A 13982-nucleotide genomic window follows, 5' to 3' on the forward strand; every position below is an offset into this window, starting at 1 on the left:
TAGACGACGCGTTCTCTGTGCGATGATCGGCCGGACGCCGAACACAAGGGAGTGCTCTTGAAGCCCTATCCGTTCACCGCCGTCGTGGGAATGCCGGATCTGCGCCTGGCGCTCGTGCTTTCCTCGATTTCGCCCGCTGTCGGCGGGGTCTTGGTCAGAGGCGAGAAAGGCACCGCGAAGTCGACCATGGTGCGGGCGCTGGCGGGCTTGCTGCCCGGCGTCGACGCCGTGGACGGCTGCCGGTTCTCCTGCGACCCGGTCGCGCCCGACCCGCTGTGCCCGGACGGCCCGCACGAGCCCGGTGTACCCGCGCACCGGCGGCCGGCCAAGCTCGTCGAGCTGCCTGTCGGCGCGGCCGAGGACCGGGTCGTCGGCTCGCTGAACTTGGAGAAGGCGCTCTCCGAAGGCGTCACCGACTACCAACCCGGGTTGCTCGCCGCCGCGCACCGTGGGCTGCTGTACGTGGACGAAGTCAACCTGTTGCACGACCACCTCGTGGACACCTTGCTGGACGCCGCGGCGATGGGCCGCGCGACAGTGGAGCGCGAAGGCGTCTCGGTGTCGCACGCGGCACGGTTCGTGCTCATCGGCACGATGAACCCGGAAGAGGGCGAGCTGCGCCCACAGCTGCTCGATCGGTTCGGGTTGACCGTCGAGGTCGCCTCCAGCCGTGACCCCGAACAGCGCGTTGAGGTCGTGCGGCGACGGCTGGCCTACGAAGCGGATCCGGACGGCTTCGCGGCCGCGTACGCCGGCACGGACGCCACACTCGCCGACGAGATCGAAGCAGCGCAACGCCTTCTGCCGGCGGTCAAATTGCCCGACGATGCGCTGCGGCAGATCGCCGAGGTGTGCGCGTCGTTCGAGGTCGACGGGATGCGCGCGGACATCGTGACGGCGCGGACCGCCGTCGCGCACGCGGCCTGGGCCGGGCGCAACGAGGTGACCACGGAGGACATCCGCGTGGCCGCTCGGCTCGCCTTGCCACACCGGAGGCGGCGGAACCCCTTCGACGCTCCGGGGATCTCCGAGGAGCAGCTGGAACAGGCTTTGTCCGACGCTCAGCCACCGGACGACGGCCCCGATCCGGACGACAACGGCCCTGGTCCGGACGATGGTGGCCCCGGCGGCACACCTCCGCCTCCTGAAAACTCCCAAGGTGGTGAGAGCGCCGAAGCACCCAGCCCGCCCCCGCCTCCCGGCGAAGGCACCGGTTCCGCCCCGCAGAACACCGTCGGCGCGGGGGACACCTTTCGCGCCCGCGTCTTCCGCGTGAAGGGCACCGGTGAGGGCGAGCGTGGCCGCCGGTCGCGGGCCATCACCGACACCGGCCGGACGATCGGCGTGCAGCCTTCGAGCGTGCGCGAGGGCAGGCCGCACCTGGTCGCGACGATCCGCGCGGCTGCGCCGCACCAGCGTGCCCGGGGCCGCCGGGAGACCGGGCTGGAAGTACGGCCGGCGGACCTGCGGTTCGCGCTGCGGGAGGGCCGCGAAGGCAACCTGGTGCTGTTCTGCGTGGACGCTTCCGGCTCGATGGGGGCGCGGGCGCGGATGCGGGAGGTGAAGACCGCGGTGCTGTCCTTGCTGCTCGACGCCTACCAGCGGCGCGACAAGGTCGGTCTGGTCACGTTCCGTGGCGATTCGGCCGAGCTGGCGCTCCCGCCGACGATCAGTGTGGAAGCCGCCGCGGCCCGGCTGGAAGGCCTGCCCACGGGCGGACGCACGCCGTTGGCCGAGGGGCTGCTGGAGGCCGCGCGGGTGCTGCGGGTGGAGGCCATCCGCGACCCGCGGCGGCGTCCGCTGCTCGTGGTCGTGACCGACGGCCGGGCCACGAGCGGTGCCGGCGCGGTCGTCCGCGCGCAGGCCGCCGCCGGGCTGCTGGCGGAGGTGACCACCGTTGTGATGGACTGCGAGACGGGCCGGATGCGCCTCGGTCTCGCTGCGGAGCTGGCCGGGCACCTCGGCGCCGAGCACGTACCGCTGACCGACGTCGCCGCGGAGTCCCTGGCCTCGGCGGTGCGCGAGCGAACCGGAAGGGCTGCCTGATGCCGCAAGGAAAACCCGCCGTCGTGCCGCAGGACGGGCTGACCACCCGCCAGCGTCGCAACCGGCCGTTGCTGGCCGTGCACACCGGGGAGATGAAGGGCAAGTCGACGGCGGCGTTCGGGATGGCGCTGCGGGCCTGGAATCAGGGCTGGTCGATCGGTGTGTTCCAGTTCGTGAAGTCGGCGAAGTGGCGCGTCGGCGAGGAAGCCGCGTTCCGCGCGCTCGGCAAGCTGTACGAGGACACCGGCGAGGGCGGGCCGGTCGAGTGGCACAAGATGGGCGAAGGCTGGAGCTGGTCGCGCAAGCAGGGCAGCGAAGAGGACCACGCGGCCAACGCGCGCGAGGGCTGGGCCGAGATCAAACGCTGCCTGGCCGCCGAGAAGTACGACTTCTACGTGCTCGACGAGTTCAGCTACCTGTTCAAATGGGGCTGGCTCGATCCCGTCGACGTGGCGTCCACTTTGGCCGCCCGGCCCGGCCACCAGCACGTGGTGATCACCGGCCGGTACGCCCCGCCGGAGCTGATCGAGGCCGCCGACCTGGTGACCGAGATGACCAAGGTGAAGCACCCGATGGACGCCGGGCAGAAGGGGCAGCGGGGGATCGAATGGTAGCGCGGGTGGTCATCGCCGCGCCCGGTTCGGGGCACGGCAAGACCACCGTCGCGGCCGGGCTCATGGCCGCCCTGCGCTCGGCCGGGCACCGCGTGTCCGGGCACAAGGTGGGGCCGGATTTCATCGACCCCGGTTACCACGCGCTCGCCACCGGCCGCCCCGCCCGTAACCTCGATCCTTTTCTGCAGGGCGAGGATGTCCTGATGCCGTTGCTGCGGCATGGTTCCGCCGGCGCGGACATCGCGGTGATCGAAGGCGTGATGGGCCTTTTCGACGGCGCGCTGGGCACGGAAGGCTACGCGTCGACCGCGCACGTCGCCCGGCTGCTCGACGCCCCGGTGATCCTGGTCGTCGACGCTTCGGCCGCTTCGCGCAGTGTCGCGGCGACCGTGCTGGGCTTCGCGCAGTACGACACCCGGGTGCGGCTGTCCGGAGTGATTCTCAACAAACTCGGTTCGCAGCGGCACGAGGACGAGATCGCCGCCGCTCTGGAGGCGACCGGGGTCCCGCTCGTGGGCGCGTTGCGGCGCAACGAAAACGTGCACGCGCCGAGCCGGCATCTCGGGCTGGTCCCGGCGGCCGAGCGGGCGTCGGATTCGCAACGGGTGCTGCCGGAGCTGGCCGCGTGGGTGTCCGGTGGCGTCGATTTGGCCGCCGTGGTGCGGATCGCGAGTTCCGCACCGGCGCTGTCCGGTCCGGAATGGACACCGGCGGTGCAGTACGACGGTCCCCGCGCGGTGGTCGCGGCGGCGGCCGGTCCGGCGTTCACCTTCCGCTACACCGAGAACGTCGAGCTGCTCGCCGCGTCCGGAGTGGACGTTGTCGATGTGGATCCTTTGCGGGACAAGGAACTTCCCGAAGGGTGTGCCGGGCTCTACTTCGGCGGCGGCTTTCCCGAGGTGCACGCCGCCGAGCTGTCCGCCAACGTGCCGCTGCGCACCGCGGTGGCCGACGCGATCGGCCGTGGGATGCCGGTCAGCGCTGAGTGCGCGGGGCTGCTCTACCTGTGCCGTGAACTCGACGGTGAGCCGATGGTCGGCGCGCTGCCGGCGACCGCGACGATGACCAAACGCGGAAAGCTCGGCTACCGTCGCGCGGTTTCGCTGGGGGACAACGTGCTGGCGACCGCCGGGCAGCGGGTCACCGGGCACGAGTTCCACCGCACCGAGGTATCCCCGGCCGCGGGTCCGTCCGCCGCCTGGGGCTGGGACCGGATCGTCGACGGGTTCGCCTCGGCTTCGGTGCACGCCTCCTACCTCCACGTGCACTGGGCCGGATATCCCGAGCTGGCCGCGCGATTCGCCGGGCACGTGCGGGAGTTCGCGGCCCATGACTGACTACGATCTGAGCCATCACGGGGACCGCGAGACCGGCCCCGGCTTGGTGGACCTCGCGGTGAACGTCCGGCTGCCCCGCCCGCCGGACTGGCTCCGGCGGGAGCTGGTGTCCGCAGTGGACGAACTCGCCGCCTACCCCGACGCGTCCGCCGCGCGGGACGCGGTGGCCGCCCGGCACCTCCGCCCGCCCGGCGAAGTCCTCGTGACGGCCGGTGCTGCGGAGGCGTTCACGTTGCTGGCCTCGGCTTTGCGGCCGCGGCAGGCGGTCGTGGTGCATCCGCAGTTCACCGAACCCGAGGCTGCCCTGCGCGCGGCCGGGCATGCGGTCACCCGCGTCATTCTGTCCTCTTCGGACGGTTTCGTGCTGGACCCGGCCGTGGTGCCGGACTCGGCGGATCTGGTTTTCGTGGGCAACCCGACGAACCCGACGTCCGTGCTGCACCCCGCTTCGGCGGTGCGCGCGCTGGCCCGGCCCGGCCGGGTGCTCGTGGTGGACGAGGCGTTCCTGGACGCCGTGCCCGGCGAGGTCGAAAGCCTTGCCGGGGAAGCACTCCCCGGCGTCGTGGTGCTACGCAGCCTCACCAAGACGTGGGGGCTCGCCGGTCTGCGCGCGGGGTACGTGCTTGGGCCAGAAGACCTGATCGCACGGCTGCGCGCCGTGCAGCCGCCGTGGTCGGTGTCCACTTTGGGCGCCGTGGCGACCGAGGCGTGCTGCCGCCCGGAGGCGTTGGAGGAAGCGGAAAAGCTGGCCGTCACCGCGGAATCCGACCGGGATTACCTGGTGTCCGGGCTCGCTGCCGCCGGGGTGGCCGTGCTGGGTGTGCCGCGCGGCCCGTTCGTACTGATCCAGGTCGAGCAGGGGGAGCGCATCCGGTTGGGGTTGCGTGCGGAGGGTTACGCGGTCCGGCGTGGTGACACTTTTCCGGGGCTGGGGCCGGATCATCTGCGGTTGGCGGTGCGCGATCGAGCTACGACTGACGCTTTTCTCCGTGTCTTGCGGCCGTTTTTACGCGGTGGCCAGTAGCGCCCCCGCCACCGCGGCCTCCACGCAGCCGCCGAGGACGTCGCCGGTGATCCCGCCGATTCGCTGAACGCAGCGGGCCAGCACCAGCGCCGCGGCGGCGTATCCGACGGCCACGGCAAGCAACCCGCGCCACCACGGCAGACCCGGCGCCAGCGTCGCCAAGCCCGCGGCCACGACGAACACCAATGCGGCCACGGCCCTCGGCACCGACTGGGCCACCGTTGCGCCGAGCCCTTCGGGGCGCGCGGACGGCACACCCTTGGCACAGCACAACGAGAGCACACACCGTCCACACAGGACGGCCACGACCGCCGCGGCGGCGCCGTGTCCGGCCGAGATCGCGCCGGTCAGCGCGCCGAACTGGACCAGCAGGACCAGGACCAGCGTGGCGATCCCGGTCGGCCCGGAATCGCCACGGCGCATGACGTCCAGCGCCTTCGCCCGGTCGTAGGAGGCGCCGAGGCCGTCGGCTGTGTCGGCCAGTCCGTCGAGATGCAGACCGCGGCTACCCAGCGCGACGGCGCCCAGGGCGAGCGCGGCCACCGCCGGTGCGGGCAGGCCGATCGCCGCGCCGCCGAGGACGATGAGCCCGGCGGCAGCGGCGAGGGGGAGCGCGGCGAACGGGCCGAGCGCCATGGCGACACCGGCGACGGCGCGGTCGATCTGCCGTGGCGCCGGTACCGGGACTGCCGTGAGGGTCCCCACGGCCAGGCGGACGCCGTCGCCTAGACGCGTCATCGGCCATTCCCCCAACCGGAACCACCCGTCCAGGTCGATTTTGACGCCTCGGTCACGCGAGGTCCGCCAGCAGGCCCATCTCGGCGATGATCGCGCGGGCCGCACGCAGGGTCGGGATCGCCTGGACCGCGCCGCTGCCCTCGCCCAGGCGCAGGCCGAGGTCGAGAATCGGGGTGAGGCCCAATGCCTTCAACGCGAACGCCTGCGCCGGTTCCGTCGAACGGTGCCCGGCCAGCCACCACCGCTCCGCGCCCGGTGCGATGTCCCGCGCGACCAGCGCCGCCGTCGCCGAGAAGATCCCGTCCAGCACCACCGGGATCTGCCGCATCGCGGCCTCCACCAGGAAGCCTGCCGTTGCGGCAAGGCAGGCGCTGCCGAGTGCGGTCAGCCGCTCGAACGGGTCGGTGCCCCGCCCGGCCGCGCGGCCCAGCGCCGTCGCGACGACGGCGGTCTTGCGCGCCAGCGCCCCGCCGGACACTCCGGTGCCGGCGCCCACCACCTCGGCCGCGGGCAGCCCCAGCGACGCCGCCACCATGGCCGCGCACACCGTGGTGTTGCCGATGCCCATGTCGCCGGGGATCAGCACGTCCGCGCCGCTTTCCTCGGCGGCGATCGTGCGGCCCGCCTCGAACGCGGCCTGCGCTTCGCCGGCGGCCAGCGCGTCCTCCACGTCGATCGCACCCGAGCCGCGGCGGATCTTGTGCGAGGTGACTTCATCCGGAACGTCCGAAGCGTCCCAGTCCACCGCCAGGTCGGCCACCCGCACGCTCGCCCCGACCTGCGCGGCGAGCACGGTCACCCCGCTGCGCCCGGCCAGGAACACCCGCACCATCGCCGCGGTGACCTCGCGCGGGTAGGCCGACTGCGCGGAGACCCCGTGGTCACCGGCGAACACCACCACCCGCACGTCGTCCAGCGGCCGCGGCGGGACCACCCCGTGCGCGGCGCTCAGCCAGGCGGCCAGCTCCTCCAGCCTGCCCAGCGAACCGAGCGGCTTGACCAGCCCGTCCAGCCGCTCTACCGCGGCTGCGTGCGCGGCGGGGTCGGGGACGGGAACGGCGAAACTCGACACGGCGGTCTCCTCACTGCAGGTCGAGTACCCGCCCGGCGACAATCAGCGACACCTGGTCGCAGTCGGCGGACACCCGGTTGTTGAGTGCGCCCAGCACATCACGGAACAGGCGTCCGGAGACAGTAGCGGGCACCACACCGCTGCCCACTTCGTTGCTCACCGCCACGACCGGCACCTTCGCCTCGTGCCATGCGGCGAGGAATTCCTCCAGCCGTTCGTCGAGCCGCTGCTCCCAGCCGGCCTGCCCGGACCACGCGCCGACCTCGTCGAGCACCCTGGACAGCCAGGTGCCCAGGCAGTCGATGAGCAGCGGACTGGTCGCGGTGCGCAGCACTTTCGCCAGGTCGGTGGTCTCCACCGTGGTCCAGTGGTGCGGCCGGCGGGCCTGGTGCGCCTCGACGCGGGCGGCCCACTCCGGGTCGTCGGCGGAAGGGGGCAGCCCCGGCGCGACGTAGACGAGGTGCGGGTGGCCGGCCACGAGACGCTCCGCATACCGCGACTTCCCGGATCGGACACCGCCGAGGACCAGCACTTTCGCCTCGTCGCGACCGTACCGGCGGAGGGTCCGGGCCAGGGCTTCGAGCGACCTGGCGAGCCGGTGCGTCAGCTTGGTCATACCCGGCATTCTCTCGTGCGCGCTACCGTTCGCCACGTGCCACTCCGACAAGCCGCCACCGCAGCCGGCCTGATCACCGGATATTTCGCCGACACCTGGTTCGGGGACCCCCGCCGGGGGCATCCGGTGGCCGGGTTCGGCACCGTCGCGGCCGCACTGGAACAGCGCTGGTGGGCCGACTCGAAGAGCCGTGGCGCTGTGTACGCCGGGGCCTGCGCGGGTGCGGCGACCGGGCTGGGGCTGGCCGCGCAGATGGCGACCCGGCGGCGTCCGCTCGCCCGGTTCGCGCTGACCGCGGCGGCGACCTGGGTGGTGCTCGGCGGGCGCGGGCTGGCCGCCGAGGGCCGGGAAATGGCGCGGCTGCTCGAATCGGGCGAAGTGCCCGCCGCACGGGAGCGGCTCGGCCACCTCTGTGCCCGCGACGCGACCGGCCTCGACGCCGCGGAGCTGAGCCGGGCGGCCACGGAATCGATCGCGGAGAACACGTCGGACGCGGTGGTGGCGCCGCTGCTGTGGGGCGCGGTCGCCGGGATCCCCGGGCTGCTCGGGTACCGCGCGGTCAACACGCTCGACGCGATGGTCGGCTACCGCTCGCCGCGGCACCGGAACTTCGGCTGGTTCGCCGCCCGTACCGACGATCTGGTCAACCTCGTGCCCTCCCGGGCCGGCGCGCTGCTGACCACGGCCGTGGCGCCGCTGGCGGGCGGCCGGTCCCGGACCGCGTGGCGGACCTGGCGGCGGGACGGATCCGCGCACCCGAGCCCGAACGCCGGACAGGTCGAGGCTGCCTTCGCCGGAGCGCTGGGAATCCGCCTCGGTGGTACGAACAGTTATCACGGTGAGACGGAGCGTCGCGGCACCCTCGGCGACGGCCGTCCGCCGGGACCGGCGGATCTGCGGAGGGCGGTGCGGTTGTCCCGCGTTGTGGGAGCAGCGGCGCTCGTCGTGGCTGCGGCAGGGGTGTTCGGGGTGAGGGCGCGATGAGCGGGCTGCTGATAGCGGGTACCACCTCCGACGCGGGCAAGAGCCTGGTCACCGCGGGCATCTGCCGGTGGCTGGCGCGGCGCGGGGTGCGGGTGGCGCCGTTCAAGGCGCAGAACATGTCCAACAACTCGATGGTGTGTGCCGACGGCGCGGAGATCGGCCGTGCGCAATGGCTGCAGGCGCGGGCCGCGGGGGTGGAACCCGAGGCGGCGATGAACCCCGTGCTGCTCAAGCCGGGCAGCGACCGGCGTAGTCACGTGGTCGCGCTCGGCAAGCCGTTCGGCACGCTCGAAGCGGGTGAGTACGCGACCGGACGGGCCGGGCTGGCCGAAATCGCGTTCACGGCGTTCGCGGGGCTGCGTGAGCGGTTCGACGTGGTGGTGTGCGAGGGCGCGGGCAGTCCCGCGGAGATCAACCTGCGGCGCGGGGACTACGTGAACCTCGGCCTGGCGCGGCGGTTCTCGCTGCCGGTGCTGGTGGTCGGCGACATCGACCGGGGCGGGGTGCTGGCGGCCATGTTCGGCACCCTCGCGCTGCTCTCGGCCGAGGACCAGGCGTTGGTCGCAGGCTGGCTGGTGAACAAGTTCCGCGGCGACGTCGGCCTGTTGCGGCCGGGCCTGGACAGCCTGGCGAAGGTCACCGGACGTCCGGTGCTGGGTGTGCTGCCGTGGCTGGACCGGGTGTGGATCGACTCCGAGGACGCGCTCGCCGCGGCGGGCTGGCGGCACGAGGCGGCCTCGGGCGGGCTGCGGGTCGCCGTGGTCCGCTTCCCGCGCGCGTCGAACGCGACCGACGTGGACGCGCTGGCCGCCGAGCCCGGGGTCACGGTGAGCCTGACCGCCGATCCGGACACCGTGGCCGCGGCCGATCTGGTGGTGCTGCCCGGTTCCCGGGCCACTGTGGACGATCTGCATTGGCTGCGTGCCCGCGGTCTCGCGGACGCGGTCACCGCGCGGGCGGCGGCGGGGCGTCCGGTGCTGGGTATCTGCGGTGGTTACCAGATGCTCGCCGAGTCCATTGAGGACGATGTGGAATCCGGGGCCGGGCTGGTGCCCGGGCTCGGCTTGCTGCCGACCAAGGTAAGCTTCGCCGGGGAGAAGGTGCTCGGCCGCCCGTCCGGTTCCTGGCGGGGGCATCCGGTGGACGCCTACGAGATCCACCACGGCAGCGCCGGTCCTGCCGACGCGGAGTCCTTTCTGGACGGTTACCGGGCCGGCGCGGTGTGGGGCACCACCTGGCACGGTGCGCTGGAGAACGACGGTTTCCGCCGGGCCTGGCTGACCGAGGTGGCCGCGCAGGCCGGGCTCACCTGGGCGCCGGCTCCCGGCGCGCCCGGCTTCGCCGCGCTGCGGGAGGACATGCTGGACCGCCTCGCGGACGCGATCGAGTCCGGTGTGGACACTGAACGCCTGCTCGACCTGGTCACCGGCGGCGCACCCGCGGGCCTTCCGTTCGTGCCTCCCGGGGCGCCGTAAGCCCGTCTCGAAGGCTGTGAAGGGGCCCTTCACGGACTCAGAGCCGTCCGTGAAGGGCCCCTTCACGGAAAGGCAGCCCAAGGGCGCAGGGCCAGCGCGCAGGGCCGATGCGCGGTCGCCCCACCCGGCTTCCAGGGCGGCTTGAGGATCGCCGGGCAGGCTCTCTGCTGGTGACTGGGCTGACCGGCGACAGAGGGAGACGCGGTGACAGGACCAAGCGATGCCCATCGTGTCGTGATTACCGGGATTGGGGTGGTCGCCCCGGGCGACCGTGGTACCAAGCAGTTCTGGGAGCTGATCACGGCGGGCCGTACGGCCACCCGGCCGATCTCGTTGTTCGACGCGAGTTCCTTCCGGTCGAGGGTGGCCGCCGAGTGCAACTTCGATCCGATCGCCGCCGGGCTGAGCCAGCGGCAGATCCGGAAATGGGACCGCACCACGCAGTTCTGCGTGGTGGCGGCAAGGGAGGCGGTGGCCGACAGCGGGATGCTCGGGGAGCAGGATCCCCTGCGTACGGGGGTGGCGATCGGCACCGCCTGCGGCATGACCCAGAGCCTGGACCGCGAGTACGCGGTGGTCAGCGACGAGGGCAGCAGCTGGCTGGTCGACCCGGATTACGGGGTGCCCCAGCTCTACGACTACTTCCTGCCGTCCTCGATGGCCACCGAGATCGCGTGGCTGGTGGAGGCGGAAGGACCGGTGGGGCTGGTTTCCACCGGATGCACGTCGGGGGTCGACGTGATCGGGCACGCCGCCGACCTGATCCGCGACGGCGAGGCCGACATCATGGTCGCCGGTGCCTCCGAGGCGCCGATCTCGCCGATCACGGTGGCCTGCTTCGACGCGATCAAGGCCACCACGGCACGCAACCACGAACCCGAGTCGGCTTCCAGGCCGTTCGACCAGACCCGCAGCGGGTTCGTGCTCGGCGAGGGCGCGGCCGTCTTCGTGCTGGAGGAGCTGAGGCACGCCAAGCGGCGGGGCGCGCACATCTACGCCGAAATCGTCGGGTACGCGTCCCGGTGCAACGCCTACAGCATGACCGGGTTGCGTCCGGACGGCCGCGAGATGGCCGACGCGATCGACGGGGCGTTGAACCAGGCCAGGATCGACCCGTCCCGGATCGGCTACGTCAACGCCCACGGGTCGTCGACCAGGCAGAACGATCGGCACGAGACCGCGGCCATCAAGACCAGCCTCGGAGCGCACGCCTATCAGGTGCCGGTCAGCTCGATCAAGTCGATGGTCGGGCATTCGCTCGGCGCGATCGGCTCGCTGGAGGTCGCGGCCTGCGCGCTGACCATCGAGCATTCGGTGATCCCGCCGACGGCGAATCTGCACGTGCCCGACCCGGAGTGCGACCTGGACTACGTGCCACTGGTGGCGCGGGAACAGGAGGTCGACGTGGTGCTCAGCGTCGCGAGCGGGTTCGGCGGTTTCCAGAGTGCCATCCTGCTGACCGGCCCGGACGGCAGAACCGGGAAGCGGGTAACGCAGCGATGAGCGTGGAGACAGAACCGGCGCCGGTGCCCGGCCGCAGCACGGTACGGCCGGTGGTGACCGGGTTGGGCGTGATCGCGCCCAACGGTATGGGCACCGAGGCCTACTGGGCGGCGACCCTTCGTGGCGACAGCGGACTGCGGCGGATCACCCGGTTCGACCCGGACGGCTACCCGGCCCGGATCGCGGGCGAGGTCAGCTTCGACCCGGCCGGGCGGCTGCCCGACCGGCTGTTGCCGCAGACCGACCACATGACCCGGCTCGCGCTGATCGCCGCGGAGGAGGCACTCGCCGACGCGGGTGCCGATCCGCGGAACCTGCCCGACTACGCGACCGGGGTCATGACCGCGGCCTCGGGCGGCGGATTCGAGTTCGGGCAACGGGAACTGCAGGAGCTGTGGAGCAAAGGCGGCTCCTACGTCAGCGCGTACCAGTCCTTCGCCTGGTTCTACCCGGTGAACACCGGGCAGATCTCGATCCGGCACGGGATGCGCGGCTCCAGCGGCACGCTCGTGTCCGAACAGGCCGGTGGGCTGGACGCGGTCGCCAAGGCCCGCAGGCACGTGCGCGACGGAACACCGCTGATGGTGACCGGCGGCATCGACGGATCGCTGTGCCCGTGGTCCTGGCTGTGCATGCTGCGCTCCGGCCGGTTGAGCACGGCGAGTGATCCTCAGCGCGCCTATCTGCCCTTCGATACCGAGGCTTCCGGGATGGTGCCGGGTGAGGGTGGCGCGTTGCTGGTGATCGAGGATCCCGCCGCGGCACAACGGCGTGGCGTGGACCGGATCTATGGGCAGATCGCCGGCTATTGCGCGACATTCGACCCCGGCCCGGGTTCACGTCGTCCGCCCGGCCTGCGCCGGGCGGTCGAGCAGGCGCTGGCCGAAGCACGGCTGCATCCGTCCGAAGTGGACGTGGTGTTCGCCGACGCCGCCGGTCTGCCCGACCTCGACCGGGCCGAGATCGAAGTGCTGGTCCGGATCTTCGGCGCGCGGGCCGTCCCGGTCACTGCACCCAAGACGATGACCGGCCGGCTGCTGGCCGGTGGAAGCTCGCTGGACCTGGCCACGGCGTTGCTCTCCCTGCGGGACAAGGTCATTCCGCCCACCGTCCACATAGGAAAGTTCGGTTACCGGGACGAGATCGACCTGGTTCGCGACAGCCCCCGGCAGGCGCCGCTGTCGACTGCGCTGGTGCTGGCCCGAGGGTATGGCGGGTTCAACTCCGCGATGGTGCTTCGCGGTGCCACCTGATCCCCACACGAAAGGAAGGCAACCATGGCAGAGTTCACGATCGCCGAGCTGGTGCGGCTGCTGCGCGAATGCGCCGGAGAGGAGGAAGGCGTGGACCTCGACGGCGAGGTCGGGGACCTGCCGTTCGACGAACTCGGCTACGACTCCCTCGCGCTGTTCAACACCATCGGGCGGATCGAGCGTGAGTACACTGTGGACCTCCCCGAGGACGTAGTGTGGCAGGCGACCACGCCGGGAGCGCTGGTCGATCTGGTCAACAGCAGTCGCACGTCGCCCGCTGCCGCCGACTGAAAAGGCTGTGAAGGGCCCCTTCACGGACTCAGAGTCCGTGAAGGGGCCCTTCACGGACTCGTCTCGCCCGTTCAGCGGGTTTCTGCCAGCCGCTTGACCAGCTGCAGCTCGGCCAGGCTGTCCGCACTCGACGTCTTGTGCAGCCGGTCACGCAATTCAGGGAGCTGTTCGGCTGCCGACGGGTTCACCAGCACCGTATGCGCGGACGTGACGGCGACTCCCGCAGGCGTCTCGGTCAGGGTCCACCGGCCGAGGTGCAGGTCCACCGGTGCGGTCACGGTCAGCTGCTTGTACGCGATTCCCTTGTCCGGCAAGCAGATGCGGACGAACCGGCTCGGCTCGTCCGCATCTTGCGTGCGCACGTCGTAGAACTGCACGTCGTTCTCGTCCTCGGTGACCTCAAGCGCGGTGAGGCAGGGCAGATGTGCAGGCCAGGACCCGACGTCTCGCAGCGCGCGGTAGACCTGCCCGAGTTCGCTCTCGATCACCAGCGAATCCTCGAACGACCAGGTCAGCTCCGCGAGCCGGGTACGGTTCTCGACCCGGCTCTTGAGGGTCTCCATCTGCAGCTTGCCGTGCCGGTTCAGTTCGGTGACCCCGGCCGCGCGATCCTCCGGCGTGGCGGCGTGGAAGGCGTGCCGGGACTCCACCAGGCACCGGTCACCCGGCAGCGGTTTGAAGGTCCACGACCCGGTCAGCCCGGTGATCGGGCCGACCGAGCCCTGCTGCTCGATGTCCATCCGCAGCGCGCTCGCGTCCAGGTACCGGCGGGAGGTCCAGATCCGGATCCTGCCCAGCGGGTTGACCGCCCAGAACTGCACCAGATCCTCGGTCGGCGCTCGCTCCACGAACTCGGTGTGCGCGATCCACGGGTAGAGCAGCGGCCAGTTCGCGACGTCGACCAGCATGGCGTAGGTGATCTCGGCGGGCGCGTCCACGACGATACTGGCCTGCGTCTGCTCGGCCTCGGGGTGTGACATGGGTTCTCCTCGCGAATGGGGTGTGGGAAAGAGGGCGTTCACCGGGCGG

At 71.8% G+C, this 13982-nt stretch carries 13 protein-coding genes; 9 read left to right on the forward strand and 4 right to left on the reverse strand.

Annotation, left to right across the window (positions count from 1 at the left end; all coding sequences use genetic code 11):
• The first annotated feature begins 57 nt into the window (after nucleotides 1–57).
• Genes ATK36_RS25720 through cobC form a run of 4 tightly spaced genes read left to right on the forward strand, consistent with a single transcriptional unit; the run spans nucleotide 58 to nucleotide 5021 of the window.
• A complete protein-coding gene (locus ATK36_RS25720) occupies nucleotides 58–2046 on the forward strand; it encodes a putative cobaltochelatase (RefSeq protein WP_098515175.1) in 1989 nt (662 codons plus the stop codon).
• The gene (gene cobO / locus ATK36_RS25725; protein ID WP_098513839.1) at nucleotides 2046–2660 is read left to right on the forward strand and encodes a cob(I)yrinic acid a,c-diamide adenosyltransferase; all 615 of its coding nucleotides are present in this window, start codon (nucleotides 2046–2048) and stop codon (nucleotides 2658–2660) included. Before ATK36_RS25720 ends, cobO begins: the two co-directional genes overlap by 1 nt.
• Nucleotides 2654–3997, forward strand: coding sequence for a cobyrinic acid a,c-diamide synthase CobB (locus ATK36_RS25730; protein WP_098513840.1), 1344 nt, complete (start codon nucleotides 2654–2656; stop codon nucleotides 3995–3997). Before cobO ends, ATK36_RS25730 begins: the two co-directional genes overlap by 7 nt.
• Nucleotides 3990–5021, forward strand: a complete 1032-nt coding sequence (gene cobC, locus ATK36_RS25735) for an Rv2231c family histidinol phosphate aminotransferase CobC (RefSeq protein ID WP_098513841.1) — start codon at nucleotides 3990–3992, stop codon at nucleotides 5019–5021. The genes ATK36_RS25730 and cobC overlap by 8 nt, the downstream gene beginning before the upstream one ends.
• Here cobC and ATK36_RS25740 read toward each other — a convergent pair.
• Genes ATK36_RS25740 through cobU form a run of 3 tightly spaced genes read right to left on the reverse strand, consistent with a single transcriptional unit; the run spans nucleotide 5004 to nucleotide 7447 of the window.
• On the reverse strand, nucleotides 5004–5759 hold the full coding sequence (locus ATK36_RS25740; RefSeq protein ID WP_211291957.1) for an adenosylcobinamide-GDP ribazoletransferase: 756 nt from the start codon (nucleotides 5757–5759) through the stop codon (nucleotides 5004–5006). The two genes, cobC and ATK36_RS25740, sit on opposite strands and share 18 nt — an antisense overlap.
• A 52-nt stretch (nucleotides 5760–5811) precedes the next feature.
• The gene (cobT, locus tag ATK36_RS25745) at nucleotides 5812–6831 is read right to left on the reverse strand and encodes a nicotinate-nucleotide--dimethylbenzimidazole phosphoribosyltransferase (RefSeq protein ID WP_098513842.1); all 1020 of its coding nucleotides are present in this window, start codon (nucleotides 6829–6831) and stop codon (nucleotides 5812–5814) included.
• Between the two features lie 10 nt (nucleotides 6832–6841).
• The gene (gene cobU, locus ATK36_RS25750) at nucleotides 6842–7447 is read right to left on the reverse strand and encodes a bifunctional adenosylcobinamide kinase/adenosylcobinamide-phosphate guanylyltransferase (RefSeq protein ID WP_098513843.1); all 606 of its coding nucleotides are present in this window, start codon (nucleotides 7445–7447) and stop codon (nucleotides 6842–6844) included.
• Nucleotides 7448–7483: 36 nt separating this feature from the next.
• On the opposite strand from cobU, the gene ATK36_RS25755 reads away from it, so the two are divergent.
• From ATK36_RS25755 to ATK36_RS25775, 5 genes are all read left to right on the forward strand, one after another.
• A complete protein-coding gene (locus ATK36_RS25755) occupies nucleotides 7484–8431 on the forward strand; it encodes a cobalamin biosynthesis protein (RefSeq protein WP_098513844.1) in 948 nt (315 codons plus the stop codon).
• The gene (locus ATK36_RS25760; protein ID WP_098513845.1) at nucleotides 8428–9906 is read left to right on the forward strand and encodes a cobyric acid synthase; all 1479 of its coding nucleotides are present in this window, start codon (nucleotides 8428–8430) and stop codon (nucleotides 9904–9906) included. Before ATK36_RS25755 ends, ATK36_RS25760 begins: the two co-directional genes overlap by 4 nt.
• Nucleotides 9907–10140: 234 nt before the next feature.
• Nucleotides 10141–11409 (forward strand): beta-ketoacyl-[acyl-carrier-protein] synthase family protein, encoded by a 1269-nt coding sequence (locus ATK36_RS25765; RefSeq protein ID WP_281259089.1) that lies wholly within the window; start codon nucleotides 10141–10143, stop codon nucleotides 11407–11409.
• A complete protein-coding gene (locus tag ATK36_RS25770; protein ID WP_098513847.1) occupies nucleotides 11406–12662 on the forward strand; it encodes a ketosynthase chain-length factor in 1257 nt (418 codons plus the stop codon). The genes ATK36_RS25765 and ATK36_RS25770 overlap by 4 nt, the downstream gene beginning before the upstream one ends.
• A 24-nt stretch (nucleotides 12663–12686) precedes the next feature.
• Nucleotides 12687–12953 (forward strand): acyl carrier protein, encoded by a 267-nt coding sequence (locus ATK36_RS25775; RefSeq protein WP_098513848.1) that lies wholly within the window; start codon nucleotides 12687–12689, stop codon nucleotides 12951–12953.
• Nucleotides 12954–13024: 71 nt separating this feature from the next.
• On the opposite strand, the gene ATK36_RS25780 is transcribed toward ATK36_RS25775, so the two are convergent.
• Complete coding sequence (locus ATK36_RS25780; RefSeq protein ID WP_098513849.1) at nucleotides 13025–13933, reverse strand: aromatase/cyclase; 909 nt, start codon at nucleotides 13931–13933, stop codon at nucleotides 13025–13027.
• Nucleotides 13934–13982 lie beyond the last annotated feature (49 nt).

The organism is Amycolatopsis sulphurea (assembly GCF_002564045.1).
Taxonomy (GTDB): Bacteria; Actinomycetota; Actinomycetes; order Mycobacteriales; family Pseudonocardiaceae; genus Amycolatopsis; species Amycolatopsis sulphurea.

Bases quoted from the DNA above. Each gene is read 5' to 3' on its own strand.
- cobO (WP_098513839.1), top strand. From the start codon at position 2,046: ATGCCGCAAGGAAAACCCGCCGTCGTGCCGCAGGACGGGCTGACCACC.
- ATK36_RS25730 (WP_098513840.1), top strand. From the start codon at position 2,654: ATGGTAGCGCGGGTGGTCATCGCCGCGCCCGGTTCGGGGCACGGCAAG.
- cobC (WP_098513841.1), top strand. From the start codon at position 3,990: ATGACTGACTACGATCTGAGCCATCACGGGGACCGCGAGACCGGCCCC.
- ATK36_RS25740 (WP_211291957.1), bottom strand. From the start codon at position 5,759: ATGACGCGTCTAGGCGACGGCGTCCGCCTGGCCGTGGGGACCCTCACG.
- cobU (WP_098513843.1), bottom strand. From the start codon at position 7,447: ATGACCAAGCTGACGCACCGGCTCGCCAGGTCGCTCGAAGCCCTGGCC.
- ATK36_RS25760 (WP_098513845.1), top strand. From the start codon at position 8,428: ATGAGCGGGCTGCTGATAGCGGGTACCACCTCCGACGCGGGCAAGAGC.
- ATK36_RS25770 (WP_098513847.1), top strand. From the start codon at position 11,406: ATGAGCGTGGAGACAGAACCGGCGCCGGTGCCCGGCCGCAGCACGGTA.
- ATK36_RS25775 (WP_098513848.1), top strand. From the start codon at position 12,687: ATGGCAGAGTTCACGATCGCCGAGCTGGTGCGGCTGCTGCGCGAATGC.
- ATK36_RS25780 (WP_098513849.1), bottom strand. From the start codon at position 13,933: ATGTCACACCCCGAGGCCGAGCAGACGCAGGCCAGTATCGTCGTGGAC.